Source organism: Pseudomonas sp. PvP100 (assembly GCF_017833055.1).
Lineage (GTDB): Bacteria > Pseudomonadota > Gammaproteobacteria > Pseudomonadales > Pseudomonadaceae > Aquipseudomonas > Aquipseudomonas syringae.
The window spans coordinates 1,832,659-1,857,366 of the sequence record NZ_JAFIBO010000001.1 but is presented as its reverse complement, the minus strand read 5'-3'; the positions used below and the strand labels follow the sequence as shown (position 1 = coordinate 1,857,366).

Here is a 24,708-nt window from a genome sequence, read left to right as displayed (position 1 = left end):
GCGCGTTACCGCTGAGTCAGGCTGCTCAGGGCTGATGCTTTTTCAGGCGATACGCAAATTGGGCGCGGCTCAGGCCCAGCAAGCGCGAGGCGGCCGCCAGGTTGCCTTCGCTCTTGTCCAGCGCCTCCTGGATCAGGCGCTGTTCGAGGCCGTCGATGGAGAACGCCTGATCCGGCTGATTCAGGGAGTCCAGCAGCGAGGCAGCAGGTGCCTGCTGTGCACCCGCAGCCGATGCCTGACGCAGCGCGCCGTGGTGATTCAGCGAGTAGGCGTCCCGTGGTAACGATTCGTTGCGGAAAATATGCACCAGATCGATGGCCTGGCCTTCATCGCTGGCAATCAGGCCGCGCTCAATCAGGTTCTGTAATTCACGTACATTCCCGGCAAAGTCATAACCCAGCAGGGTTTTCAGCGCGCGCATGGTCAATCCGGCCGGCGTCCTGCCGTACTCCTGACAGAAGCGCTTGAGAAAGAAATTGATCAGCAGTGGAATGTCATCGCGGCGCTCGCGCAATGGCGGCAGGGCGATCGGGTAGACGTTGAGGCGATAGAACAGGTCTTCACGGAAATCGCCAGCGGCCACCGCCTTGCGCAGATCGACGTTGGTCGCCGCCACCACTCGAACGTTGACCTTGATGCCGTGTACACCCCCGACGCGCTCGATTTCCCGTTCCTGCAAGGCGCGCAGCAGCTTGCTTTGCCCGGCAAGGCTTAGCGAGGTGATCTCATCGAGAAACAGCGTGCCACCGTTGGCGCGCTCGAAACGCCCGGGTCTGGAGTGCGTGGCCCCGGTATAAGCCCCTCGTTCCACCCCGAACAACTCGGCCTCGATAAGGTTGTCCGGGATAGCTGCGCAGTTGAGCGCAACGAACGGGCCTTCGCGGTTGCGGCTGAGCTGGTGCAACTGGCGGGCGAACATTTCCTTGCCGACTCCGGACTCACCGCTGATCAATACGGTTGCCGGGGTCATCGCCACTCGTTGCAACGCCTGGCTGGCCGCATTGAAGGCAGCACTTGCGCCGACCAGTGGCTGGTCAGTGGCGGTCGGCGGGCTTGCCTCATAGCTCGCTGCTGGCGTCGGGGCGCTGTGCACTGGAGCAGGTGAGGTGACCGCTCTCAGGTAGCTCAGGTCGCGTTCGACATCGCCCCATTGTTCCGAGGTTTTGCCGACCACACGGCAGCTCGCATGCCCCATGCCCCGGCATTCGACTTCGCGGAAAACCACCATCTGTCCGAACAGGCCGCTGACAAACCCGGTGGCGTAGCCGATTTCGGTCCAGCACACCGGGTCCTGGCCGATACCATAGGCTGCGACATGCTCGTCGGCTTCGCACGAGTGATGCCAGAGAAACTCCCCCTCGTAGAACCCTGACTCGGCGTCGAATTTGAAGTGCAACGGTTCGACCTTGGTCATGCCTTCCAGGGTATGCAAGTGCGTACCTGCCCGAAACGCCGAAGAGGCGTCAGCCTGTGGCCAGCGTTCGCGAATCAATCGGGCGTCACGCGCGCCAGACAGATACCCGGCACGGGTGAACATTCCGCGTGCCTGCTCCTGGCCCAGCCGCTCGATGATCTCGCGGCGCAGGGTGCCGAACGATGAGGTGTGCAGCAGCAACATGCGCTGGTCGTTGAGCCAGATGCGCCCATCGTCAGGCGAAAAGAACAGGCAACTGGTCAATTCCTCGGCGGTTGGCGAGCCGCCTGCGTGCGTTTGACTGCTGTCGCCGCGAGGCGAGAAATGCTCGGTGGGAACGCTGTGATCGGGCAGCTCGCAGTGAGGGTTGTTCATGGGTGTACCTCGGCCGGGCGATGGTCGAAATGATCAAATCGAGGCTTGATTAATAAACATAACTTCATCAAATGAACAAGCGCGTCCGCGTAGAGTTTCCGAGTGAGGGGCACGAAGTTTCAGCAAGGTCGTCGCAAACCCTCGTTCCAAAGCGGTTGAGTGATGACATGATGGTCGGATTACAATCCCGGCACAGGCTTTGCTCTGACGTAAGTACGGCGCATGCTTCCCACGACAAAAGGGGCAGGCGATTACAACCATAAAAGCCGGAGTCTTAATATGTCAGCGTCTGATGGCACCCCTCTGTTGCAACGCGCGATTGAAGCCGAATGCGTTTTCAATGGCGACTGGATTCCTTCCTCTTCTCCTTCATTGCCCGTCATCGAGCCTGCGACCGGCGAGCTGCTGATGAACACTGCCATGGCCGATGCTGCGGACATTGCCGTTGCCTGCCGTGAGGCCGCGCTGGCTCAACCTGCCTGGGCGGCGCTGGGGCCGCGTGAAAAGGCCGACATATTTCTTCTGGCCGCCGATCATGCGGTCTGTGCGTTCGATGAACTGGCCCTGTATGTCGCCCGCGAGACCGGCGGCAGCTTGCAAAAGGGCCAGCACGAAGTGAACGAGACCATCGTGTTGTTGCGTCAGGCTGCGGGGATGCTGTCGCAGGCCCATGGTCATGGCCTGATACTGCCGAGTCAGGCAGGTCGTCTGTCCTATGCGCGGCGTGTTGCGCACGGTGTGGTGGGGGTGATATCGCCGTTCAATTTTCCTTTGGTACTGTCCCTGCGCTCGGTCGCTCCGGCGCTGGCTGCCGGCAATGCCGTGGTGCTCAAGCCCGATCCACAGACGCCGATCAGCGGCGGTTTCCTGATCGCCCGGCTGTTCGAGGAAGCCGGCCTGCCCAAGGGGCTGTTGCACGTGCTGCCGGGTTTGGTCGATGCCGGCGAGGCGTTGTGCCGCGACACCAACGTGCAGATGATCACCTTTACCGGCTCGACTGGCGCCGGACGCAAGGTTGCCGAGGCTGCGGGTCGCAATCTGAAGAAAGTGTCGCTGGAGCTGGGCGGCAAGAATCCACTGGTGATTCTTGAAGACGCCGACCTTGATCTGGCCGCCAGCAATGCGGCGTTTGGTGCTTGGCTGCACCAGGGGCAGATCTGCATGGCCACCGGGCTGATTCTGGTGCATGAGTCCATTGTCGCCGACCTGACCCGCAAGCTGGCGGACAAGGCGCGGGCGCTGACGGTGGGTAACGCGGCACGCGGTGAGGCTGCTCTGGGGCCGCTGATCAACAAACGGCAATTGCAGCACGTGCATCAGGTGGTCAGTGACAGCCTGCAGGCCGGCGCGCAACTGGAAACCGGTGGCGAGTATGAAGGCCTGTTCTATCGACCGACCGTGCTCAGCGGCGTGAAACCCGGCATGCGCGCATTCGACGAAGAGATATTTGGCCCGGTGGCGGTTGTGGTCAGTTTTTCCACGGACGAGGAAGCCATCGAGCTGGCCAATCGTTCCGAGTATGGCCTGGCGGCTGCGGTGATTTCCCCTGACATCGGCCGCGCGACGGCGCTTGGCGACCGACTCAGGTGCGGCATGCTGCACATCAACGATCAGACAGTGGCTGATGAGTGTGTCAACTCGTTCGGCGGGCGCGGTGCGTCTGGCAACGGCAGCAGCGCTGGCAGCCCCTCGGACTGGGATGAATACAGCCAATGGCAGTGGGTGACAGTTAAGAACCAGGCGCCGGCCTATCCATTCTGAGTCTGACTGATATTCCATGCTTCACTGCAACAAGTGATTTGATTCAACGGCAAAACGTGATCCAACAACAATAAGAGCGCGTGACTATGAACCTGAATAACAAAACACTGATCGTCACTGGCGTGTCATCCGGCATCGGCGCTGAGCTGGCACGTGTGGCGCGCTTCCAGGGTGCCCGAGTGATCGGCATCGATCGTCATGAACCGCAACTGACCGTGGACAGTTTCTTCCAGGCGGACCTCGCCGACCCAGGCAGTATCGACGCGTTGATCGAGCGTTTGCCCAAGCAGATCGACGGCCTGTGCAATATCGCCGGTGTACCCGGCACTGCCCCCGTTCAGGCGGTCGCCCAGGTCAATTACCTCGGGCTGCGTCACCTGACCCAACGCGTGTTGCCGCGCATCGTGTCGGGCGGCAGTATCGTCAACGTGGCGTCGATACTCGGTTCGCAGTGGCCGGAAAGGCTGGAGTTGCACAAGGCGCTGGCTGCCACCGAAAGCTACGGCGAAGGGCAGGAGTGGCTGGCGGCCAATCCGGTCGCCCATGAAACCTGCTACCAGTATTTCAAGGAAGCGCTGATCGTCTGGAGCTTCAAGCAGTCGCAGGAATGGTTTCGCGATCATTCGGTACGCGTCAACTGCGTCGCACCGGGGCCGGTGTTCACGCCGATTCTGGGAGACTTTGTCAGCATGGTTGGCCAAGAGCGGGTCGCCCGTGATGGCCTGCACATGAAGCGCCCTGCGCTGGCCGATGAGGTGGCCGAGGTGATTGCGTTTCTGTGTTCCGACGCCTCGCGCTGGATCAACGGTGTCAACTTGCCGGTGGATGGAGGGTTGGCCGCTTCCTACGTGTAATGGCTGCACGTGTTGCAACCCCGGCGACGCGTTCGTGGCGTCGGGGCTCTTGAAAACAACAACAATAAGTACAGGAATCACAAGATGCCCAAGTCAGTCTTGCGTACCGTTGCGACCGTATCATTCATCGCCTTGTCATCGACTGCATACGCCTATGACTTGCCCGGCCTCAATCTGGGCAACACCAGCTTCTACGACGGATCCCCGGCGCCTGCAGGCCCGGGCTGGTATCTGGAGGAGTATCTGAACTATGCCAAGGCCAATCGCTTCAATGACGTGAATGGCGACAAACTGCAACTTCCCAAACAGGATGTGGATGTCCTGGCGGTGACCACGCAGATCATCTATGTCGGTCAGCCGCTGGCCAACGGTGCCATGCCGGGTATTACCGCGATCAACACGTCGCTGGCGCATGTCGACGTGGATGACGGCCTGGGCAACACCGCCCTGAGTTCGCGTGCCGGTTTCGGTGATCTGGTTATCGGTCCGTTTCTGCAACTGCCGACAATCACCCGTGCCGATGGCAGCCCGCTGCTAACCCAGCGTGTCGAGGCGGACATTGCGATTCCGGTCGGCGCTTATGATCGCAATCGCTCGATCAACCCGGGCAGTAATTTCTGGTCGTTCAACCCGTACTACGCCGCGACTTACTGGTTCTCGCCGAAATGGTCGGCCAGCGGGCGTTTCATGTATTTATGGAACGGTAAGAACGATGACCCGCAAGCCGGGTTTGGCAATGTTTCCGATACGCAGGCAGGGCAGGCTTTGCATGCCAACCTGACTTTGCAATATGCGGTTAACGAGCAACTCTCGCTGGGGCTCAACGGTTACTGGCTCAAGCAGTTCACGGATACCCAGGTGGACGGCCATGATGTCAGTGGTCGCAAGGAAAAGGTCTGGGCCATTGGCCCCGGCTTCCTGTATGCCTTCAACAAGGAGAACGTGCTGACGGTCAATAGCTACTTTGAACAGGGCGCGGAAAACCGCACCGAAGGCAACAAGGTGGTGCTGAATTTTCTGCACAAGCTGTAAGGCATGAGATTGTTTTGACTATCGTTCCAACGCTCCGCGTTGGAATGCAGTTCGTGACGCTCTGCGTCACACCTCTCAGATGCGGCGCAACAGCATGACTTGCCGTTAGCCGCTGCCATAGAAGCGCTTTTCGATCGCGATGGCGCTGACGACGCAGATTGCGACGTAAGTGACGGCTGAGTCCTGGCGCTGATCCGGGGGTAGCCTGGCAGGACGCCAGGCTAGACGCACCGGGCCATGGATGGCCCGTTGCGGCGACCCCCGGATCAGCTTCAGGACGAAGGAACCCGACGAAGTCGGGCCGGAAACGGAGCCAGGGGATTTGGTTACTTTGGCCCCATCAAAGTAACTCGCCGAGGGGCGAAAAGGTGACCTGAGTCGAACCCTGATCTACCTGACAAAGAAAAACCGCTGTGTGCAGAGCGTGGGGACGATGGCATAGCGTCTGATCAGCTCGACTCTGCAGCCTTGAGCTCACGCTTCTCGACGGTGATTGATCTGGACAGCACGGTGATCGCCGCCAGTGCCGCAATCACCAGACCTGGCGAGGTGGCCAGCAGTACGCCGGCGGTTCCGGCGCCAGCGCCCAGCAGTTGCCCGGCCGCCAGCGGACCTGCGACCGAACCGAGACGGCCGATGGCCACCGCAGCTCCCACACCGGTGGCGCGTACCGAGGTCGGGTAGGAGGGTGGGGCCAGTGCATACAGCACCAACTGCGCGGCGATGACAAACACCCCGGCTGCAAACCCGGCAATGGCCATCGGGACGATACCAACCGACAAACCCACGCCTGCCAGCGCCGCGAGCAAACCGGCATAGACGAACAGCACGACCTTGATGCCATTGCAGCGATCGAGCAACAGCCCGCCCAACAGCGATCCCAGTGCGCCGCCGATGTTGAACAACATCTGCACCATGCCCGCCTGCGGCTTGCTGAAACCCTGACCGATCAGCAGTGAAGGCAGCCAGTTGAGCAGCATGTACATCACGGTCAGGGTAAAGAAGTAACCGAGCCACAAGGCCAGCGTCGTGCGCGCCCGGCCTTCGCCGAACAACGCAGTGACGCTTGAATGCCGAACGCTGTCAGCAGTGGTCTGCTGTTTGAAAGCGCTGGACTCGGGCAGCAACAGGATCATCAGCGGAGCTACCAGCAGCGGCACCAGACCGCCGATGATGAACGTGGTCTGCCAGTGCTCGCTGGTGAACATGGTCACGACCGCCGCCAGGGCACCACCCAATGGCACTCCTGCATACATGACGCTGATGGCCACCCCGCGGTGACGTTCGCTGACGGCTTCGGCGCACAATGCAATCAGGTTGGGCAGCGCTGCTCCCAGACCCAGGCCGGTCATGAAGCGCACCAGCAACAGGCCGGAAAAGCTCTCGACATACGCAGTGCTCAGCGAAAAGACCCCGAACAGCAGTACTGCGCTCACCAGGATCTTCTTGCGGCCGATGCGATCGGCAATCCATCCGCCAAAGAACGCGCCAGGCAGCAGCCCAATGATCCCTGCGCTGAACACCCAGCCCATCATTTTCGGCTCAAGGGCGAAGGTCTGACGCAACCCGGCGGCCGCCGTTCCGGCAGCTTGCAGGTCGAAACCTTCGATGAGCGCAACGATAAAACACAAGACAATGGTCAGCGTCGATCGACGTAACGGACTGTTCATGGCAAGCCTCATTGTTGTTTTTGTTGTGGAGAAAAGCCTGTTCCCTAGCGCCAATCGAGGCGTTGTGACAGGTAGTTATCAAGGTAACAAAAATAACTAAAAATTGAATCTGGTCGAAATACTCGTAAAAAACGGATCTTAGTCTTTTAAAAACATTGAGTTAGAAGATGAATGTCGAGCGGCCGATAAAGTAGTTAATGATATTAATGTTCGATTATCGGTCACTTTGGATTGACGTGGCTGCGGAATCTTTCAATTCTCTGCTCACGGACCTGCAATCAAGCGCCGGACCGACTCCCAAAACAACAACAATAAGTGGACACCGAACATGTCGAAGCTCGCTCATGATGCAGCAAGCGCTGTGTCAGCTCCCTTTTTTCGTAGAAAACGTTGTGGCCTCGCGCTGGGCCTGCTGGGTATCAGTGCCATTCCCGACCCTGCACAGGCGCAGGGCTTTCTGGATGACAGCCATGGCACCCTGACCCTGCGCAACTATTATATGGACCGCGATTACAAGGATGATGGCGCCAAGACAGCAACTCGGGAGTGGGCGCAGGGCTTCATCATGAATGCGGAATCCGGCTTTACCCAGGGGCCGGTGGGGTTCGGCCTGGACGCCCGGGCGCTGGTCGGCGTGAAGCTGGATTCTTCGCCAGACCGCAGCGGCACCGAGCTGTTGCCGGTATCTGCCAGTGATGGCCGTGCGGCCGACGAGTATTCGCGGCTGGCCCTGACCGGCAAGCTGAAATTCCATGAAACCACGGTCAAGACCGGTGATGTGTCGATTTTCCTGCCGTTCGCTTTCGCCAGTCCCTCGCGACTGTTACCGCAGACCTTTCGTGGCACCACGCTGACTTCCAGGGACATCGATGACCTGACCCTCAACGCGGGCTACATCGACCGGGTCAACAAGCGTGACTCCAGCAACTACCAGGCCATCAGCATCGCTTCACCGAACCGCCGTTTCAATGGGGCGGCAACGTCGTCGCACATGGCTTATGCCGGTGGCGATTATCAGGTCGACAAGGACCTGAGCCTGCGTGCGTATCATGCCGAAGTAGACGATCTTTATACCCAGAACACCCTGGCCCTGCTGCACAAGCTGGCGATTGGCGACGGCGTGCTGAGCACCGATCTGCGCAGCTTTTTCAGCCGCGATACCGGCAGTGCGAAGGCCGGCGAAGTAGACAACCAGAACCTGTCCGCGCTGCTTGGCTACAAGTGGGGAGGGCACAGCGTGAGCCTTGGCTACATGCATTCCAGTGGCGACACGGCGACGCCTTATGTCTCGGGCACCGAGCTGATGGGGTTGAGCGAGATGACCATGAGCTCGGACTTCCTCAACGCCAAGGAGCGCACTTGGCAAGCCATCTACGACTATGACTTCACGGCCATCGGGCTGGTCGGGCTGCGCAGTCGCCTGCGTTATGTGCGCGGCGACAACATCGAGCTGGCCGCTTTCAATGCCGATGATCGCAAGGAGCGTGAGTTTCAGATGGAGCTGGGCTACGTTGTACAAAGCGGTCCGCTGAAGAACGTCGGGCTGCTGGCGCGCAAGTCGATCTATCGCAACGACTTCCCGGCAGGTGCAGCGTTTCGGGACGAGAACCAGACACGCTTTATCGTGCAATACAGCTTGCCGCTCTGGTAGCGACCCCCGCCTTGACGGCAGGGAAGCCGTTTAGGATTGATACACTTTTTTCAGCAACCTGAGCAGGTCCTGACGTTCCTTTTGATCCAGCGCTGCGGTGGATTCGAGGTCGCTGTCTACGGCGATCTGTTTCAGCTCGCGCAGCAGTGTTTCGCCGCTTTTGCTGAGAAAGATGCCGTACGAGCGTTTGTCCGGCTTGCAACGTACCCGGACGGCCAGCGCGCGTTCTTCGAGCTTGTTGAGTAATGGAACGACCTGAGGCGGTTCGATCGCCAGTGCTTTGGCCAGGTCTGCCTGCATGAGCCCCGGGTTCTGCTCGATGATCGCCAGGGCCGAGAACTGCGCCGGACGCAGGTCGTGTGTGGAAAGACGTCCGATCAGGTTCTGGAACAGCTTGAGCTGCGCACGGCGCATGGCATAACCGATCAGATCATCCAGCGCAGAATCCGTTGGTAAAGGTGCCTCGGCAGCCTGTACGGGAGCCTGGCAAACGTCGGCGATGTCAGATGGCTTGGCCATTGAAAATGCGGTCCTTATGGTTTGATGGGTCAATCAGCCGATCAGTTTGCCGAGGTTGGCGAATGATAGCTATGGGGTGTTACTTCACTGTGACCCACGGGTTCGGACGGAGTGCCGAGATTTTGATTAATATGGATAACAGTTAATTGACATAACTATATTTGCGGTTTAGCTTTGAGTCATCTTCAAGCCAAGAACAAGAGAGCATCGCCATGAGCAAATATGAAGGCCGCTGGTCAACCATCAAGGTCGAGATCGAGCACGGTATCGCATGGGTCATCCTCAATCGGCCGGAAAAACGCAACGCGATGAGCCCGACCTTGAACCGCGAAATGATCGATGTGCTGGAAACCCTCGAGCAGGATCCCGATGCGGGCGTTCTGGTGCTGACTGGTGCGGGCGAGGCGTGGACCGCTGGCATGGACCTCAAGGAGTACTTCCGCGAGGTAGATGCCGGACCGGAAATTCTTCAGGAAAAAATCCGTCGGGAAGCCTCCCAGTGGCAGTGGAAGATGTTGCGCATGTACGCCAAGCCGACCATCGCCATGGTCAACGGCTGGTGCTTCGGTGGTGGTTTCAGCCCGCTGGTGGCCTGTGATCTGGCGATCTGCGCTGATGAAGCGACCTTCGGCCTTTCGGAAATCAACTGGGGTATTCCGCCCGGCAACCTGGTGAGCAAGGCTATGGCTGACACCGTGGGCCACCGCCAGTCGCTGTACTACATCATGACCGGCAAAACCTTCAACGGTCAGAAGGCCGCTGAAATGGGCCTAGTCAATGAAAGCGTGCCGCTGGCGCAACTGCGTCAGGTGACCATCGATCTGGCCAACAATCTGCTGGAAAAAAATCCGGTGGTACTGCGCGCCGCGAAGCACGGCTTCAAACGCTGCCGCGAACTGACCTGGGAGCAGAACGAAGACTACCTGTACGCCAAACTCGACCAGTCACGTCTGCTGGACAAGGAAGGCGGGCGCGAGCAGGGCATGAAGCAGTTCCTCGATGACAAGAGCATCAAGCCTGGTCTGGAAGCTTACAAACGCTAGTCGGGTATCCAGAAGTTTTAAAACCGAGTCTGTAGTTCCTGATAAAGATAATAAAGAGGAATCACCATGCTGGACGTGCCCCTGCTGATCGGCGGCCAGTCGTGCCCCGCGAGTGACGGACGTACATTTGAACGCTGCAACCCGGTGACTGGCGAGGTGGTTTCGCGGGTGGCCGCGGCGACTCTGGAAGATGCCGATGCGGCGGTCGCAGCCGCTCAGGCTGCGTTCCCCGGCTGGGCGGCGATGGTGCCCGGCGAGCGTCGGGCGCGTCTGCTCGAAGCTGCCGCGCAGTTGCAGGCCCGCAGCGCTGAATTCATTGCCGCTGCCGGTGAAACCGGAGCAATGGCCAACTGGTACGGCTTCAACGTACAGCTGGCCGCCAACATGCTGCGCGAAGCGGCATCCATGACGACGCAGATTACCGGCGATGTCATCCCCTCCAATGTTCCCGGCAATTTTGCCATGGCGCTGCGCCAGCCCTGCGGTGTGGTCCTCGGTATCGCGCCGTGGAATGCGCCGGTGATTCTTGCCACGCGTGCTATCGCCATGCCACTCGCCTGCGGCAATACCGTGGTGCTCAAGGCTTCGGAGCTCAGCCCAGCCGTGCATCGGCTGATCGGCCAGGTGCTGCAGGATGCCGGGCTGGGTGACGGTGTGGTGAACGTGATCAGCAACGCGCCGGCCGATGCGCCGGCGATTGTCGAGCGCCTGATTGCCAACCCGGCAGTACGGCGGGTCAATTTCACCGGTTCCACTCATGTAGGCCGCATCGTCGGTGAACTGTCGGCGCGGTATCTGAAACCGGCACTGCTTGAACTGGGTGGCAAGGCACCGTTTCTGGTGCTCGACGACGCCGATCTCGACGCGGCAGTAGAGGCCGCCGCCTTTGGCGCTTATTTCAATCAGGGCCAGATCTGCATGTCCACCGAGCGGCTGATCGTGGATCACAAGGTCGCCGACGCCTTCGTTGCCAAGCTGACGACCAAGATCAAAACCTTGCGCGCTGGCAATCCGGATGACAGTGAATCGGTCCTCGGGTCGCTGGTCGACGTGGGTGCCGGGACGCGCATCAAAGGCTTGATCGATGACGCCGTGGCGCTTGGCGCAACGCTGGTGATTGGCGGGCAGTTGCAGGGCAGCATTTTGCAACCGACGCTGCTCGACGGTGTGACAGATGCCATGCGCTTGTACCGCGAGGAGTCCTTCGGCCCGGTGGCCGTGGTGCTGCGCGGCGACGGTGACGAAGCGCTATTGCGACTGGCCAACGATTCGGAGTTCGGTCTCTCGGCGGCGATTTTCAGTCGTGATACCAGCCGGGCCCTGGCGCTTGCGCAACGGGTCGAGTCCGGGATCTGCCATATCAACGGCCCCACCGTTCACGACGAGGCGCAAATGCCCTTCGGCGGGGTGAAGTCCAGTGGCTATGGCAGTTTCGGCGGCAAGGCCTCGATCGAGCACTTTACCCAGTTGCGCTGGGTGACGTTGCAAAACGGGCCACGGCACTATCCCATTTGAACCACCCGATCTGAAACCTTCCAGGCCGGCGGTAACGCTCTTTTACACAAGACCGTGTCGCCGGTGACTCAGGCACAACAATAACAAGGCTGCAGCCTGGTGCTGCAACGCTTGGCCCGAACCGCTGCGTAGCGTTTGGCGCCTGCGTACCTTGATGGAGAGAACGCACGTGAGTTCCGATATCAGATCATCAACGCTGCAAAGTGAAGATAATGCACCGCGCTACCGTCAGGTCTCGATCGGCCACCCGCCCATCGAGGTGCGGGAAGAGCAGGGCGTTCTGCACATGCGTTCCCTGGAGCCCCTGGCACGATTGCCCGACCGGCTGCTTGACCGGCTGGTGCACTGGGCTCAGTTGCGTCCGCAACAGACCTTTATTGCCGCCCGCGACAGCCGTGGCGGCTGGCGCAAGGTCAGTTATGCCGAGATGCTGACGGATGTGCGCGCTATCGCGCAGAGCCTGCTGGCGTACGACCTTTCCGCCGACCGGCCGCTGGCGTTGCTGTCAGGTAACGACATCGAGCACTTGCAGCTTGCTCTGGGTGCCATGTACGCCGGCATTCCATACTGCCCGGTATCACCGGCGTATTCGGTCATGTCTCAGGATTTCGCCAAGTTACGACACGTCTGCGACGTATTGCGGCCAGGATTGGTATTTGTCAGTGATGCCGCGCCGTTCCAGCGTGCCATCGATGCGATCATTCCTGCGGACACGCCCGTCATCACTGTACGCGGACAGCTCAATGGCAGGCCTCATCTGAGCTTCTCCAGCCTGCTCGAAGAGCCGGGTGGCAGCGAGGCCGATGCCGCTTTCCTGGCCAGCGGCCCTAACACCATCGCCAAGTTTTTGTTCACCTCGGGCTCGACCAAACTGCCCAAGGCGGTGGTTACTACCCAACGCATGCTGTGTGCCAATCAACAGATGCTGCTGCAGACGTTCCCGGTGTTCGGCGAAGAACCGCCCGTGCTGGTCGACTGGCTGCCCTGGAATCACACCTTCGGCGGCAGTCACAACATCGGTATCGTGCTGTACAACGGTGGCACGTTCTATCTGGACAACGGCAAGCCCACCGCACAAGGCTTCGCCGAGACTTTGCGCAACCTCAAGGAAATTTCGCCTACCGCCTACCTGACTGTGCCCAAGGGTTGGGAGGAGCTGGTCAACGCACTGGAGCAGGACGCCGAGCTGCGCGAGAGATTCTTCTCGCGCATCAAGCTGTTCTTCTTCGCCGCTGCCGGCCTGTCGCAAAGCATCTGGGATCGTCTTGACCGGGTGGCCGAGCAGCATTGCGGCGAGCGGATTCGCATGATGGCCGGGCTGGGCATGACCGAGGCTGCGCCGTCCTGCACCTTTACTACCGGGCCCTTGTCGATGGCCGGGTACATCGGCCTGCCGGCACCGGGATGCGAAGTGTGTCTGGTGCCGGTGGATGGCAAGCTCGAAGGGCGGTTTCGTGGTCCGCACATCATGCCGGGCTACTGGCGCTCGCCGCAGCAGACGGCCGAAGTGTTCGACGAGAACGGCTTCTATTGCTCCGGCGATGCAATCAAGCTTGCCGATCCTGCGGCACCCGAACTGGGCCTGATGTTCGACGGGCGTCTGGCCGAGGATTTCAAGCTGTCGTCGGGCGTATTCGTCAGCGTCGGACCGATGCGCAACCGCGCGGTGCTGGAAGGCTCGCCGTACGTGCAGGATGTGGTCATCACTGCGCCTGACCGCGAATGCCTCGGGGCGCTGGTGTTTCCCAGGGTGCACGAGTGTCGGCAACTGGCCGGGCTGGATGCACAGGCCACGGATGCACAGGTACTGGCCAGTGCGCCGGTACGCGAGTGGTTCGCCGACTGGCTGGCGCGCCTGAATCAGGGCGCGAACGGCAACGCCAGCCGGCTGGAGTGGATCGTGCTGCTTGATCAGCCCGCGTCCATTGATCGCGGCGAAATCACCGACAAGGGGTCAATCAACCAGCGCGCCGTCCTGCAGTGGCGCGCAGACAAGGTCGAAGCGCTGTACCGTGATCAGGACCCGGACAAGCTCAGAGCAGAGACCAAGGCATGAGTGGCGGCGGGCAGTATTCGGCATTCAGCGACGTGGCCATCTTCGATGCGGTGCGCACGCCCTGGGTGGATCTGGGCGGCGCTCTGGCGGCTGTCTCGCCCATCGACCTGGGTATCAAGGTCGGCCGCGAGGTGTTGGCACGCGCCGCCATCGAGCCGGATCAGATCGACAGCGTACTGGCCGGTTCGATGGCGCAGGCCAGTTTCGATGCGTACCTGCTGCCCCGGCATATCGGCCTTTACAGCGGCGTCGCGCAAAGCGTTCCGGCACTGGGTGTGCAGCGCATCTGCGCCACCGGTTTCGAATTGTTGCGCCAGGCCGCCATGCACGTGGGCGAAGGCGGGCAGATGGCGCTGTGCGTCGCCGCCGAGTCCATGTCGCGCAACCCGATCGCGGCCTATACCCACCGCAATGGCTTCTCGCTCGGCGCCGCTGTGCAGTTCAAGGATTTTCTCTGGGAAGCGCTGTATGACCCTGCACCGGCGATGGACATGATCGCCACGGCAGACCACCTCGCCAAACGGCATGGGTTGAGCCGTGAAGCAGTGGACCGCTATGCCTTGCTCAGCCATGAGCGGGCGCTGCAGTCGCAGGTTTCCGGCAAATGGACCGAGGAAATTGTCCCGGTCAGCAGCGAGCGCTTTGCGCTGGAAGGCTATCAGCCGCGCGGCATCGAGTTGCCGCGAGGGGTTGAAGTGGTGACGCAGGACAGCCATCCGCGTGCGACCCATCTGGCAGCGCTGTCGCGTCTGCGCGCCATTCACGCTAACGGGGTGCAGACCGCAGGCAATAGCTGTGCGGTGGTCGATGGCGCTGCGGCGGCCCTGGTGGGGAGTGCTTCGCAATCGACGAGTCCGGTGTTGGCGCATTTGCTGGCTAGCGCGGTGACGGGTGTCGCGCCAGAGTTCATGGGTATTGGCCCCGCACCTGCGATCCGCTTGCTGTTGCAGCGCAGCGGGCTGGCACTGTGGGATATCGGTCGACTGGAAATCAATGAAGCGCAGGCCGCTCAGGTTCTGGCAGTGGCACAAACGCTGGAGCTTGACCACGAGCGGCTCAACTGCCTGGGTGGATCACTGGGCCTGGGCCATCCATTGGCCGCCACCGGGCTGCGTCTGGTCATGACCCTGGCCCGTCAATTACGCGACACGGGCCTGCGCTACGGTATCGCTGCAGCCTGCGTCGGCGGCGGGCAGGGCATGGCGCTGCTGATCGAGAATCCCCACTATGCGTCCGAGCGTGTCTAGCCAGGAACATACCCGCAAATGCGACATTTTCCTGCTTTAAACGCTACGCCTCACGCAGGTCATCCTTTAGCGCTTGACCGAATCGTAGCGAACAGTGAATCTCGCACCTCTCGACCCCACGGAACCCCGTCTATGCGTGCCCTCGCTGAGCTTTCTTTCGATTTCGTCTGGCATTTGATGTTCACGGATGACAAGCAGCTCGACCAGGATCTGGCGGTGCGCTTGCTGGAAAATCTTTCCGATTACTTTTCGTTGATGTCCGACGAAGAGAAAAGGGCGTTCATCGCGGTGGCTCACGAACGCAAGGCGCGCCTTTTGGCTGTGCCTGATGCCGACGGCTACTCGCCGATACGTCTGGCCTCCGAAGAGCAGGCGCAGTTTCTCGATCATGTGGTGTCCGGGCAGTTCTTCCAGCAGTTCGAGGGCCCCCTGGCGGCGGATGCAAGCGACCGCGTGGTGCCGATTCGCCGCTGAGCGGACCCACGCCGCCCGGTTATTGCTCGACGGCTTCCGGCAGCCTGGCGATGACCTTGATCTCGAAATCGAAGCCATACAGCCAGGTCACACCGACGCCGGTCAGGGTCGGGTGCGGCGCGTCGCCCCAGAACTCTGGAATCACTTTCCATATCCGCTCGAACCTGGCCTCGGGATCGACAATGAACACCGTCACGTCGACCACATCGTCGAACGTGCAGCCGGCCGCCAGCAGGATGGCATTCAGGTTGTTGAACGCCAGGCGCACCTGCTTTTCCAGATCCGGCTCGGGTGAGCCGTCTTCGCGGCTGCCGACTTGTCCGGACACGAACAGAAAACCATTGGAGCGTAGGGCGGGCGAATAGCGATTGCGCTCGTAAAGCGCCTGCCGGCCAGCCGGGAAAACGACGTCACGTTGGGTCATGGGTGTCTCCATCAACACTTGGGTACGAAAGCTGAAATCAGCGTTGAAGCCAGACTAGGGACTTGCGTCTGTGCGATAAACCAGCAACCGTACTCAGCACTGTTTGGGAAACCCAAACAATCGACAGGCTGATGAGGCATGACAGGCGGGGGCGAGGATGGATCGTTTCGACGCAATGCAAGCGTTTGCCCGCGTGGTGGAAACCGGCAGTTTCACCAAGGCCGCGGCTACGCTGCACATGAGCAAGACCAGCGTGACGCAACTGGTGCAGCAGCTGGAGGCCCGTTTGCGGGTCAAGCTTCTCAATCGCACCACGCGCCGGGTCAACGTGACTGCCGACGGTGCGGTGTTTTACGAGCGCGTGGTCAGGCTGCTGGCCGACATGGATGACGCCGAGACCAGCCTGTCCAGTGCAGCGTCGCTGCCCAGAGGACGATTGCGCGTGGACGTGCCCAGCCCGCTGGCCAGCATGCTGCTGATGCCCGCCTTGCCAGGCTTTCATGCGCGTTATCCGGACATTCAGATCGATATGGGCGTCAGCGACCGTATGGTCGATCTGATTGGCGAGAACGTCGACTGCGTGGTGCGGGGTGGCGAGATAGCCGATCAGTCGCTGATGGCACGGCGGGTGGGCGACCTGCAACTGGGCGTTTACGCCGCGCCGGACTACCTGCAGCGAATGGGCACGCCTGTTCATCCGCAAGAGCTCGAAGACTCGGCCCATCGCATCGTCGGCTATCTGTGGGCGCGCACCGGCAAGGCGCTGCCCTATGCCATGCAACGCAACGGGGAAAAGCTCCATGTGCAGGGGCGTTATACGCTGGCAGTGGATGATGGCAATGCCTACGTTGCCGCAGGTTTGGCCGGAATGGGCATTCTCTGGCTGCCGGACTATATGGCCAAGCCGTATCGGGAGCGCGGAGCCCTTGTCCCGTTGTTCGAAGACTGGCAGCTGGACAGCATGCCGATGTACGTGGCCTTCCCGCCGAACCGTCACATCAGCATCAAGGTCCGCGTGTTTATCGACTGGATCACCGAGCTGATGGCCGAGCATGCACCTGTCACTCGGCCACCGGCACACCCTGCGCAATAGTGCGCTGCAGGTTCAACGCCGTGCCGACAGTTGCTGCGGGGCCAGAAATGCGTCATGAAAATAGTTGCGGAAGGCCTGCATGGCCGGGCTCAATTCACGTTCGCGGTGCCAGGCCAGGCCGACGCTCATGGGCGTTACTGTATCGGTGACGGTGATCGTTTCGATACGCTTGCCTTCCAGCGACCAGGGGCGATGCACCAGATCGGAAAGGATCGCCACGCCGCTGCCGTTGGCGACCATACTGCGCACCGCTTCCACCGAACTGGTGCGGATTCTGACATTAGGCTGTTGCCCGGCCAGTTCCCAGTAGCGCATGGCGCTTTGTTCGGCTTCGTCGACGGTCAACAGGATATAGGGCTCCTGCGCGACGTCGGCGAGGCTGACAGAGGCGCGTTGGCATAGCGGGTGATGGCTGGACAGCCACAGGCGGCGCTCGGAGTTGAACAACGTTTCCGAGATGATATCCGGGTGAGTGATGTTTGCCGTCAGCACCACCGCCATGTCGAAGCGACCTTGCAGCAGGCCTTGTTCGATGGCTTGTCGTTCCTGCTCATGCACCTCGATGGCGACGTCCGGGTGCCAGTGTTCCAGGCGCTGCAAATGATGCGGCAGGAAGTAGCCGATGACCGTGTAGCTGGCGGCCAGGCGCAATACGCCGCTGGCGCGGATATCGGGCAGCGGGCTGTTCAGCGCATCATCGACGCTGCGCAGGATGACGTAAGCCCTGTTGAGAAAGTGGCGGCCTGCTTCAGTCAGGCTCATGCCCTGCGCCGAGCGCTGAAACAACAGGGTGCCGAGCATGCTCTCCAGCTCCTTTATCGCCGTGGTGACCGCCGATTGGGAAATATTCAGGTGAATGGCCGCCTGCGAAATCTGCCCGATCTCGGCAGTTGCCACGAAATAACGGACCTGGCGCAGGGTCAGGGACATAAGCACTCCAGACAGAGTTTGTACTGAGCGGGGTATCTGTTTTTCAGAAGATAGCGTATCTGTTAATAGATCTACCCAAGGGGGGCGACTGAATTTAACGTGCTTTGCATGAAGCCGGATAGCCCTTTGTCCGGACAGCCACAGGAGCAACAGCCATGCAGGTGGATTTCAACTCGGACATGGGTGAAAGCTTTGGCGCGTGGACTATTGGTGACGGCGTCGATACTGAATTGATGACCTTTATCAGCTCCGCCAATGTTGCGACCGGTTTTCACGCAGGTGACCCTGGCACCATGCGCCGCACGATCGAGCAGGCGAAACGCCTGGGCGTTGCCATCGGCGCACACCCGGGGTTTCGCGATCTGGTCGGCTTTGGCCGCCGTCATATCAACTCGACGCCCCAGGAGCTGGTCGACGACATGCTCTACCAACTGGGCGCCCTGCGCGAGCTGGCGCGGGTTCAGGGCGTGGCCTTGCAGCATTTCAAACCACACGGCGCCTTGTACATGCACCTGGCCAGGGACGAAGCCGCAGCCCGACTGCTGGTGGAAAACCTGCAGCGCCTGGAGCCTGATTTGCTGCTTTACTGCATGCCCGGTTCGGTTATCTGCAAGATCGCCGAGGAACTGGGCCAGCCGGTGATCCGCGAGTTCTACGCTGATCGGGATTACGACCTTAGCGGCTCCATCGTCTTCACCCGTCACGTACGTGCCCTGGACCCGACCGAAGTCGCAGCCCGCGTGGTGCGCGCGTGCCTGCAAGGTCTGGTGCGTACTGTCGAGGGTGAGGACCTGAGCATCGAATTCGATTCGATCTGCCTGCACAGCGACACGCCGGGCGCGCTGGACCTTGCAGAAGCGACACGTCTGGCGCTCGACGCAGCGGGCATCAAGGTGCGTGCACCGCGTTGAGTCCAAGGTATCGTGTGCACAGACGCACGAGCCGTGTTACTGATTTTTTGCCTGCCGTTCTACAACGATTTCAAGAAAGGAACAGACATGGCTGATCCGATTCGCTACAGCTTTGGCGCTGATGAACATCTGTTCGCCGAGGTCAGTGACAGTATGTCGCTGGAAGCATTTTTCAAGGGACTGGCGGTGACCCGTGCGGTCGAGCGTCTGGCGCTGGATGGTGTGCTGGACGTTTGCCTGGCCAACGCGTCATTCCAGATTCGTTTTGATCCGGACCGCATCGCACCACACGTCTTACTCGAAGCGGTAAGGGCGGCCGAGGCCGATGCGGTCGCCGAACGTACCCTGCAGACCCGGATCATCGAAATCCCGGTGCTGTACAACGATCCGTGGACCCACGAAACCCTGATGCGTTTTCGTGACCGTCATCAGGACCCCGGTTCCACCGACCTGGAATACGCTGCACGCATCAATAACCTGGCGGATGTCGATGCCTTCATCGCCGCGCACAGTGGCGCACCGTGGTTCGTTTCGATGGTCGGTTTTGTCGCCGGTCTGCCATTCATGTTCCAGATGGTGGAGCGCGAGCGTCAGCTGCAAGTGCCCAAATACCTGCGTCCGCGCACCGATACCCCCAAGCACACACTCGGCCACGGCGGCTGCTTCGGCTGCATCTATTCGGTACGCGGAGCGGGCGGTTATCAGATGTTTGGCGTCACTCCCGCGCCGATCTATGACCCGCAGCAGAAGCTGGCCTACCTGAAAGAGCACATGGTGTTCTTCCGGCCGGGCGATATCGTCCAGTTCAAACCGCTTGACCGGCAAGCCTATGACGAGGCTGTCGCAGAGGTGGAAGCGGGGCGCTTCGACCTGCTCATCCGTCCGGTCGAGTTTTCGCTGGATGCCTTTCTGGCCGATCCGGTGGGCTATCCCAAGTCGTTGCAGGAGGTGCTGGCATGATCAAGGTGCTCAAACCCGGTCTGGCCACCTCGGTTCAGGACCTCGGCCGTGAGGGCTATTACCACTTGGGCATTCCGCCCTCCGGTGCGCTCGACCAGTATGCCCTCAGCGCCGCCAATCAGTTGGTCGGCAATCCACCCGGCGCTGCGGCGCTTGAATGCACACTGCTGGGGCCGGAACTGGAGTTCCAGTGCGATACATTGGCTGCAGTCTGCGGCGCGCACATGGCGGCGCGTCTCGACGGCGTGGAAATGCACCACGACACCGCCTTTGCGGTGAAGGCCGGCCAAGTGCTGCGTTTCGACTTCCCCAAGGACGGTGCGCGCACCTACCTGGCCGTCGCCGGCGGCATTGATGTGCCGCTGGTGCTGGGCAGCCGTTCCACTTACACATTGGGTGCGCTTGGCGGTTTTCAGGGGCGCCGACTGGCCGCTGATGACCAGTTGCCGATAGGCACACCCAGCGGCAAGGGACGCGCCGGGGCCAGTCTGCCGATGGCCTTGCGCCAATCGCTGGGCGGGGAAGTGTATCTGCGGGTGGTGCCGGGTCTGTATTACGAGCGCCTGACCGAATTTGCCGCCACCAGTTTTTTCTCCGAACCCTGGAGCGTAGGGTCGGAAGCCGACCGCATCGGTTATCGCTTCAAAGGGGGCAGGGCGCTGACCTTCCAGCCCAGAGAGCAGCCCTTCGGCGCCGGTTCCGATCCGTCCAATATCGTCGACAGCTGCTACCCGATCGGCTCGATTCAGGTACCTGCCGGGCTGGAACCGATTGTGTTGCATCGTGATGCCGTGTCGGGCGGGGGCTATGCGATGATCGGCACGGTGATCAGCGCGGACCTGGATCTGATCGGTCAGATGCAACCCAATCAGACCGCCCGATTCGTGGCCGTCACGCTGGAGGAAGCGCTGGTGGCGCGCAAGTCCTACAAGAAGAAGCTGGCGTGCCTGAGCAAACTGTTTCCTTCCTGAGACGGTCAGTCGGCCTGACCGGACTCCAGTTGTGCCCGCATCTTCGCGCGGCACACCTCGAGTATTTCGTCCGCCAGCGGCGAGTCATTCGGGCAACTGCGTGACAGCAGCAACGCCCCCAGCGCATGGGCAAAGCGGTCGATGGTGTTTGCCCGCGCCTGTTTCCATTCTTCGTCGCCGGGCGCTGCCTGAGCGGGAGCAAGCGCTGCAAGCAGGCTTTCGATGCCGTCGGCGAAGGTCGCTTTGACCTCGTCCGACTGGCGCGCTGCATCGCCGCTCAGCGCGGCCATAGGGCAGCCCGTGCCAAGGTTGTCGCGGTGCTCTCGGGACAGGTAGTAATCGATGAACTGCGCTGGATCGATGCCGGTCGAGTTCGCCACCGTCTGCGAGAAGGCGCAGGTCGCCGATTCGGCCATCAGGTCGGATTTTGAACCGAAATGCTTGTAGAACCCGCCGTGGGTAAAGCCTGCGGCAGCCATCAGATCGGCCACCCCGACACCGTCATAGCCATGCTCGCGAAACTGGACGGACGCCGTCTCGACGATGTGTGCCCGGTTGGCCTGGGCCTGCGCCTTGGTAACTCTCATGCAGGTTGCCTCTTTGCCTGTCTGGTGGTGGCCATCTCGGCCTGGAAGAGGGTGAATATAGCATTGATGCTGACCGTCATCAAAACCGCCGATCGTCAGGATGCTGACTGCAAGTGGTGGCTGACGATTAATACCGATCTTCGCCTCCGCGTTGAAAGTGTTAGCGTATTCCCCGCGTTTTTCTTTGAAACAAGAAAGTTCAGACTAGTCGTCAACCTGTTTATGGCACACAAAGCCCCCAATGCTGATGGGCAGTTAGCCCCTCAGGAGAGAGCACTATGCATCGAACGAAAATTTCCGCCGCAATTGCCATGATTTCCGCAGCCACACTCGCCACTTCGCTGGCCTACGGCGCGACCGCCGTTCCATTGCCTGCCAGTGCGCCTGCTGACAAACCGATTGGCAAGCTTGAGCAGGTTCATGCTTTTTATGACGCGATGCCGACCGGGGTGACGGTGACTGAAACCGGGCGGATCTTCGTCAATTTCCCGCGTTGGGGTGACAAGGTGCCGTTTACCGTGGGCGAGATTCGTGACGGCAAAGTGGTTGCCTACCCCGATCTGGCGGTCAACAAGGAGAACCCCAAAGACCCTGGCGACGGGCTGATCAGCGTGCAGAGCGTGGTCGCCGACGGCAAGGGGCGTGTCTGGCTTCTGGACACGGCCGCACCGGGCTTTGCGTCCCCGCGTCGAGGCGGCGCCAAACTGGTTGCGGTGGACCTGGCCAGCAACCGAATCGTCAAGCGCCTGGTGTTTCCGGATAACGTCATATTGCCCGGCACCTATGTCAACGACATGCGCTTTGACTTTCGCAAGGGAGCGGAGGGGACGGTCTATGTAACGGACTCATCCTTGAGCGGGCCGGGTGCGATCATTGTCATGGACATTGCCAGCGGTCACGCCGTGCGGCGCTTGAACGGGGCGCAGTCAACATCTGTCGATCCGGCTTTCGTACCCGTCGTCGAGGGCGTGGCGGTGCTGGGCGATGGCCCGAACGGAACGCGCAAACCGGTCGGCGTCGCCTCGGACGGCATTGCGTTGTCGGCGGACGGCAAGACACTGTATTTCTCGCCGTTGTCCAGCCGTCATCTGTATGCCGTGGCCACCGAGCTGTTGAACGACAGCAAGGTCAGTGAGCAGCAGTTGGCAGCGGCGGTGCAGGACCTTGGAGAAAAAGGCGCTTCGGATGGCCTGGAGGCCGATGCCAAAGGCGCGGTATACGCAGGCGACTACGAGCATAATTCGATTCGCAAACGCCTGCCGGATGGTACCTGGCAAACAGTGGCACACGATCCGCGCATGCTGTGGCCTGACACCTTGTCGATCGGCCCGGATGGCTACCTGTACTTCATCGTCAACCAATTGCACCGCCAGGCCAACTTCAACGCCGGCCACGACAAGCGGGAAAAACCCTACAGCCTGCTGCGTTTGAAAATAGACGCTGCGCCCGCACCTACCCACTGATCGAATCGAATACCGGAGCATCGATAATGAACACACCTGCAAAGCCATTGGCCTTGATGGCAGTCCTGAAAGCCAGTGCCGGCAAAGAGTCGGCCCTGAAAACCGCATTATCGGCACTTGTGGAGCCGACCCGGGCGGAGCCAGGCAATATCGAGTACACACTGTTCGAAGCGCGTGATGAGCGCGGCACGTTCTACATGCGTGAATGCTTCAAGGATCAGGCAGCACTGGACGCCCATGTCGCCACGCCGCACTACCAACAGTTCGCGGCAGTCAGCGGCGAGTTGCTGGCAGAGCCGCCGCAGCTGATATTTCTCGATCAGGTATCGAACTGAGTGTTCTGAAGGGCCCGGTCAGTCCGGGCCCTATTGAGCACCGCCGATATCTCAGAAAATATTGATCGGGTAACTGACGATCACCCGGTGCTCATCGGAATCACGCTGGCTGGCGAATTCGGTGCGCAGTTGCGCGTGGCGTAGCGCGACGCTGAGGTTTTTTGCCGGACCCGACTGCACCACATAACTCAGGGTGACGTTGCGCTCCCATTCCTTCTTGTCGCCGTCGGACGTCTGGATGTTCGAGCCGCTTTCATACATTGCCAGGAAGTTGAGACCCGGTACGCCCAGTCTGGCGAAGTCATAGCCGTAGCGAACCTGCCAGGTACGTTCTCCGGCGCGCTGGAATTTACCGATCATTGACTCGGTCATGAAGTAGGCAGTCGAGCCGTCACCCTGATTCAGCCAGACCGCATCGCTGTCACCGGTCACGGCCTGGTAACCCGCAGCGAAGGTGTGGCCATTGATCAGGTAGGTGAACTGGGCGCTGGAAAGGCGGCTGTCGACTTCACCCTTGGTGACGCCGTTGCCGTAATAACCCACTGTGTAGAACGCCGGGTCGTGACCGTTGGCGCCGTCCGAGCGGTTGTCGAAATGGCGCAGGTCGGTGCGCAGGGTGCCTGGACCCAGTTGCATGTCGTATTTCAGGCCCAGAAAGTTCTGCTTGTAGAAGTTTTCCAGGTTGCCGTAGTAGTACTGCAAGGTCAGGTCTTTGGTCGGTTTGTAATCGACGCCTGCATAGTAGAACGTGTTGACGAACTCGCCGGTCAGCGGGTTGTTTGCACCCGGAATGGACATACCCATCTGATTGGTCGAACCACGGCCCATGACATGTTCCAGCTGGCCTGCGGTGAAGGTGAAGTCCTTCAGGTCGCCAGACTGAATCTGCCCGCCACGAAAAGTCTGTTGCAACATACGGTCGGTGGACATCACCACCGGCAGCATGGGCACCAGCGTGCCGTATTTCAGTTCGGTCCTGGAGACGCGTGCCTTGAGCGTCGCCCCCAGGCTGCTGAACTCGTCGACCGCACGACCGTCGCTGTCCGTGGGGAAGATATTGCCGTTGAACGCCGTGCTTTGCGGGTTGTAGTGACGGCCTTTGCCCGAGTCCAGACGGATGCCCAACTGGCCGAGTGCATCGACACCGAAGCCCACTGTGCCTGGCGTATAGCCCGACTGGTAGTTGAGCATGAAGCCCTGGCCCCACTCCTGCGTGTAGTTCGGGTCGGCAGCGCCGCTGCGGTTGTCTGCGTTACTGAAGAAGTTGCGCGCAAGAATACTGGCCTTGCTGTCCTCCAGAAAACCTTCGGCGTAGCTCTGCTGAGCGATCAGCAGACCACAAAAGCCCGCAACAAAAGGGGCGGCGCGATTGATACGCTCCATCGGATTCATCCTCATGCTGTAATTAAGTGTTTTTTGAGAG

General features: G+C 60.5%; 23 protein-coding genes. 16 read left to right on the top strand and 7 right to left on the bottom strand.

The annotated features are described in order from the left end of the window. Positions 1 to 25: 25 nt before the first annotated feature. Positions 26 to 1,789, bottom strand: a complete 1,764-nt coding sequence (locus tag JOE39_RS07550) for a sigma-54-dependent Fis family transcriptional regulator (RefSeq protein ID WP_198705903.1) — start codon at positions 1,787 to 1,789, stop codon at positions 26 to 28. 279 nt (positions 1,790 to 2,068) lie between these two features. Here JOE39_RS07550 and JOE39_RS07545 point away from each other — a divergent pair, with 279 nt between their 5' ends. The 3 genes from JOE39_RS07545 to JOE39_RS07535 all read left to right on the top strand — a co-directional run bounded on the left by JOE39_RS07545 (position 2,069) and on the right by JOE39_RS07535 (position 5,436). Further along, on the top strand, positions 2,069 to 3,550 hold the full coding sequence (locus JOE39_RS07545; protein ID WP_024682651.1) for a benzaldehyde dehydrogenase: 1,482 nt from the start codon (positions 2,069 to 2,071) through the stop codon (positions 3,548 to 3,550). 86 nt (positions 3,551 to 3,636) lie between these two features. Then, positions 3,637 to 4,404 (top strand): coniferyl-alcohol dehydrogenase, encoded by a 768-nt coding sequence (locus JOE39_RS07540; RefSeq protein WP_003426464.1) that lies wholly within the window; start codon positions 3,637 to 3,639, stop codon positions 4,402 to 4,404. Between the two features lie 84 nt (positions 4,405 to 4,488). Next, a complete protein-coding gene (locus tag JOE39_RS07535; protein WP_016568247.1) occupies positions 4,489 to 5,436 on the top strand; it encodes a transporter in 948 nt (315 codons plus the stop codon). 449 nt (positions 5,437 to 5,885) lie between these two features. Here the strand turns inward: JOE39_RS07535 and mhpT are convergent, their stop codons facing one another. After that, complete coding sequence (gene mhpT / locus JOE39_RS07530) at positions 5,886 to 7,106, bottom strand: 3-(3-hydroxy-phenyl)propionate transporter MhpT (RefSeq protein ID WP_017279161.1); 1,221 nt, start codon at positions 7,104 to 7,106, stop codon at positions 5,886 to 5,888. 328 nt (positions 7,107 to 7,434) lie between these two features. Here mhpT and JOE39_RS07525 point away from each other — a divergent pair, with 328 nt between their 5' ends. Further along, on the top strand, positions 7,435 to 8,757 hold the full coding sequence (locus JOE39_RS07525) for an OprD family porin (RefSeq protein ID WP_032661898.1): 1,323 nt from the start codon (positions 7,435 to 7,437) through the stop codon (positions 8,755 to 8,757). A 30-nt stretch (positions 8,758 to 8,787) separates the two neighbouring features. On the opposite strand, the gene JOE39_RS07520 is transcribed toward JOE39_RS07525, so the two are convergent. Beyond that, positions 8,788 to 9,276 carry a MarR family transcriptional regulator gene (locus JOE39_RS07520; protein ID WP_003314860.1) on the bottom strand — a complete coding sequence of 163 codons (489 nt, stop codon included), beginning with the start codon at positions 9,274 to 9,276 and terminating at the stop codon, positions 8,788 to 8,790. Between the two features lie 212 nt (positions 9,277 to 9,488). Between JOE39_RS07520 and JOE39_RS07515 the strand changes: the two genes are divergently transcribed. From JOE39_RS07515 to JOE39_RS07495, 5 genes are all read left to right on the top strand, one after another. Beyond that, on the top strand, positions 9,489 to 10,319 hold the full coding sequence (locus JOE39_RS07515; protein WP_003394128.1) for a p-hydroxycinnamoyl CoA hydratase/lyase: 831 nt from the start codon (positions 9,489 to 9,491) through the stop codon (positions 10,317 to 10,319). 66 nt (positions 10,320 to 10,385) lie between these two features. After that, the gene (locus JOE39_RS07510) at positions 10,386 to 11,834 is read left to right on the top strand and encodes an aldehyde dehydrogenase (RefSeq protein ID WP_017279159.1); all 1,449 of its coding nucleotides are present in this window, start codon (positions 10,386 to 10,388) and stop codon (positions 11,832 to 11,834) included. 169 nt (positions 11,835 to 12,003) lie between these two features. After that, positions 12,004 to 13,890 carry a feruloyl-CoA synthase gene (locus JOE39_RS07505; protein ID WP_210077598.1) on the top strand — a complete coding sequence of 629 codons (1,887 nt, stop codon included), beginning with the start codon at positions 12,004 to 12,006 and terminating at the stop codon, positions 13,888 to 13,890. Further along, complete coding sequence (locus JOE39_RS07500; RefSeq protein WP_210077600.1) at positions 13,887 to 15,137, top strand: thiolase family protein; 1,251 nt, start codon at positions 13,887 to 13,889, stop codon at positions 15,135 to 15,137. The genes JOE39_RS07505 and JOE39_RS07500 overlap by 4 nt, the downstream gene beginning before the upstream one ends. Before the next feature lie 132 nt (positions 15,138 to 15,269). Beyond that, positions 15,270 to 15,611, top strand: a complete 342-nt coding sequence (locus tag JOE39_RS07495) for a hypothetical protein (protein WP_210077602.1) — start codon at positions 15,270 to 15,272, stop codon at positions 15,609 to 15,611. 19 nt (positions 15,612 to 15,630) lie between these two features. On the opposite strand, the gene JOE39_RS07490 is transcribed toward JOE39_RS07495, so the two are convergent. Beyond that, a complete protein-coding gene (locus JOE39_RS07490) occupies positions 15,631 to 16,035 on the bottom strand; it encodes a RidA family protein (protein ID WP_003394156.1) in 405 nt (134 codons plus the stop codon). Between the two features lie 157 nt (positions 16,036 to 16,192). Here JOE39_RS07490 and JOE39_RS07485 point away from each other — a divergent pair, with 157 nt between their 5' ends. Then, a complete protein-coding gene (locus tag JOE39_RS07485) occupies positions 16,193 to 17,128 on the top strand; it encodes a LysR family transcriptional regulator (RefSeq protein ID WP_017279154.1) in 936 nt (311 codons plus the stop codon). 12 nt (positions 17,129 to 17,140) lie between these two features. Here JOE39_RS07485 and JOE39_RS07480 read toward each other — a convergent pair whose 3' ends face one another. Next, complete coding sequence (locus tag JOE39_RS07480) at positions 17,141 to 18,058, bottom strand: LysR family transcriptional regulator (RefSeq protein ID WP_003346362.1); 918 nt, start codon at positions 18,056 to 18,058, stop codon at positions 17,141 to 17,143. A gap of 155 nt (positions 18,059 to 18,213) precedes the next feature. Here JOE39_RS07480 and JOE39_RS07475 point away from each other — a divergent pair, with 155 nt between their 5' ends. The 3 genes from JOE39_RS07475 (at position 18,214) to JOE39_RS07465 (ending at position 20,900) form a co-directional block, all read left to right on the top strand. Beyond that, positions 18,214 to 18,969 (top strand): 5-oxoprolinase subunit PxpA, encoded by a 756-nt coding sequence (locus JOE39_RS07475; protein WP_003426487.1) that lies wholly within the window; start codon positions 18,214 to 18,216, stop codon positions 18,967 to 18,969. Between the two features lie 87 nt (positions 18,970 to 19,056). Beyond that, positions 19,057 to 19,929, top strand: a complete 873-nt coding sequence (locus JOE39_RS07470) for an allophanate hydrolase subunit 1 (protein WP_210077604.1) — start codon at positions 19,057 to 19,059, stop codon at positions 19,927 to 19,929. Then, positions 19,926 to 20,900 (top strand): biotin-dependent carboxyltransferase family protein, encoded by a 975-nt coding sequence (locus JOE39_RS07465; protein ID WP_016568240.1) that lies wholly within the window; start codon positions 19,926 to 19,928, stop codon positions 20,898 to 20,900. The genes JOE39_RS07470 and JOE39_RS07465 overlap by 4 nt, the downstream gene beginning before the upstream one ends. A 5-nt stretch (positions 20,901 to 20,905) precedes the next feature. Here the strand turns inward: JOE39_RS07465 and JOE39_RS07460 are convergent, their stop codons facing one another. Further along, positions 20,906 to 21,487, bottom strand: coding sequence for a TetR family transcriptional regulator (locus tag JOE39_RS07460; RefSeq protein WP_210077606.1), 582 nt, complete (start codon positions 21,485 to 21,487; stop codon positions 20,906 to 20,908). Between the two features lie 66 nt (positions 21,488 to 21,553). Between JOE39_RS07460 and JOE39_RS07455 the strand changes: the two genes are divergently transcribed. The 3 genes from JOE39_RS07455 to JOE39_RS07445 are packed head-to-tail and all read left to right on the top strand — an operon-like array spanning position 21,554 to position 23,285. Beyond that, entirely contained in the window at positions 21,554 to 21,802 is a 249-nt protein-coding gene (locus JOE39_RS07455; RefSeq protein ID WP_010404844.1) for a hypothetical protein, read from the top strand. Then, entirely contained in the window at positions 21,766 to 22,950 is a 1,185-nt protein-coding gene (locus JOE39_RS07450; RefSeq protein WP_096113737.1) for an L-dopachrome tautomerase-related protein, read from the top strand. The genes JOE39_RS07455 and JOE39_RS07450 overlap by 37 nt, the downstream gene beginning before the upstream one ends. Positions 22,951 to 22,976: 26 nt before the next feature. After that, positions 22,977 to 23,285 (top strand): putative quinol monooxygenase, encoded by a 309-nt coding sequence (locus tag JOE39_RS07445; protein ID WP_024665393.1) that lies wholly within the window; start codon positions 22,977 to 22,979, stop codon positions 23,283 to 23,285. Between the two features lie 51 nt (positions 23,286 to 23,336). Here JOE39_RS07445 and JOE39_RS07440 read toward each other — a convergent pair whose 3' ends face one another. Further along, positions 23,337 to 24,668: an OprD family porin gene (locus JOE39_RS07440; protein ID WP_024665394.1), complete on the bottom strand. Its 1,332-nt coding sequence runs from the start codon at positions 24,666 to 24,668 to the stop codon at positions 23,337 to 23,339. Positions 24,669 to 24,708: the final 40 nt, after the last annotated feature.

Excerpts from the sequence above, each read along its gene's own strand:
- JOE39_RS07550 (WP_198705903.1), bottom strand. The coding sequence starts at position 1,789 with ATGAACAACCCTCACTGCGAGCTGCCCGATCACAGCGTTCCCACCGAG.
- JOE39_RS07545 (WP_024682651.1), top strand. The coding sequence starts at position 2,069 with ATGTCAGCGTCTGATGGCACCCCTCTGTTGCAACGCGCGATTGAAGCC.
- JOE39_RS07540 (WP_003426464.1), top strand. The coding sequence starts at position 3,637 with ATGAACCTGAATAACAAAACACTGATCGTCACTGGCGTGTCATCCGGC.
- JOE39_RS07535 (WP_016568247.1), top strand. The coding sequence starts at position 4,489 with ATGCCCAAGTCAGTCTTGCGTACCGTTGCGACCGTATCATTCATCGCC.
- mhpT (WP_017279161.1), bottom strand. The coding sequence starts at position 7,106 with ATGAACAGTCCGTTACGTCGATCGACGCTGACCATTGTCTTGTGTTTT.
- JOE39_RS07525 (WP_032661898.1), top strand. The coding sequence starts at position 7,435 with ATGTCGAAGCTCGCTCATGATGCAGCAAGCGCTGTGTCAGCTCCCTTT.
- JOE39_RS07520 (WP_003314860.1), bottom strand. The coding sequence starts at position 9,276 with ATGGCCAAGCCATCTGACATCGCCGACGTTTGCCAGGCTCCCGTACAG.
- JOE39_RS07515 (WP_003394128.1), top strand. The coding sequence starts at position 9,489 with ATGAGCAAATATGAAGGCCGCTGGTCAACCATCAAGGTCGAGATCGAG.
- JOE39_RS07510 (WP_017279159.1), top strand. The coding sequence starts at position 10,386 with ATGCTGGACGTGCCCCTGCTGATCGGCGGCCAGTCGTGCCCCGCGAGT.
- JOE39_RS07500 (WP_210077600.1), top strand. The coding sequence starts at position 13,887 with ATGAGTGGCGGCGGGCAGTATTCGGCATTCAGCGACGTGGCCATCTTC.
- JOE39_RS07495 (WP_210077602.1), top strand. The coding sequence starts at position 15,270 with ATGCGTGCCCTCGCTGAGCTTTCTTTCGATTTCGTCTGGCATTTGATG.
- JOE39_RS07490 (WP_003394156.1), bottom strand. The coding sequence starts at position 16,035 with ATGACCCAACGTGACGTCGTTTTCCCGGCTGGCCGGCAGGCGCTTTAC.
- JOE39_RS07485 (WP_017279154.1), top strand. The coding sequence starts at position 16,193 with ATGGATCGTTTCGACGCAATGCAAGCGTTTGCCCGCGTGGTGGAAACC.
- JOE39_RS07480 (WP_003346362.1), bottom strand. The coding sequence starts at position 18,058 with ATGTCCCTGACCCTGCGCCAGGTCCGTTATTTCGTGGCAACTGCCGAG.
- JOE39_RS07475 (WP_003426487.1), top strand. The coding sequence starts at position 18,214 with ATGCAGGTGGATTTCAACTCGGACATGGGTGAAAGCTTTGGCGCGTGG.
- JOE39_RS07470 (WP_210077604.1), top strand. The coding sequence starts at position 19,057 with ATGGCTGATCCGATTCGCTACAGCTTTGGCGCTGATGAACATCTGTTC.
- JOE39_RS07465 (WP_016568240.1), top strand. The coding sequence starts at position 19,926 with ATGATCAAGGTGCTCAAACCCGGTCTGGCCACCTCGGTTCAGGACCTC.
- JOE39_RS07460 (WP_210077606.1), bottom strand. The coding sequence starts at position 21,487 with ATGAGAGTTACCAAGGCGCAGGCCCAGGCCAACCGGGCACACATCGTC.
- JOE39_RS07455 (WP_010404844.1), top strand. The coding sequence starts at position 21,554 with ATGCTGACCGTCATCAAAACCGCCGATCGTCAGGATGCTGACTGCAAG.
- JOE39_RS07450 (WP_096113737.1), top strand. The coding sequence starts at position 21,766 with ATGCATCGAACGAAAATTTCCGCCGCAATTGCCATGATTTCCGCAGCC.
- JOE39_RS07445 (WP_024665393.1), top strand. The coding sequence starts at position 22,977 with ATGAACACACCTGCAAAGCCATTGGCCTTGATGGCAGTCCTGAAAGCC.
- JOE39_RS07440 (WP_024665394.1), bottom strand. The coding sequence starts at position 24,668 with ATGGAGCGTATCAATCGCGCCGCCCCTTTTGTTGCGGGCTTTTGTGGT.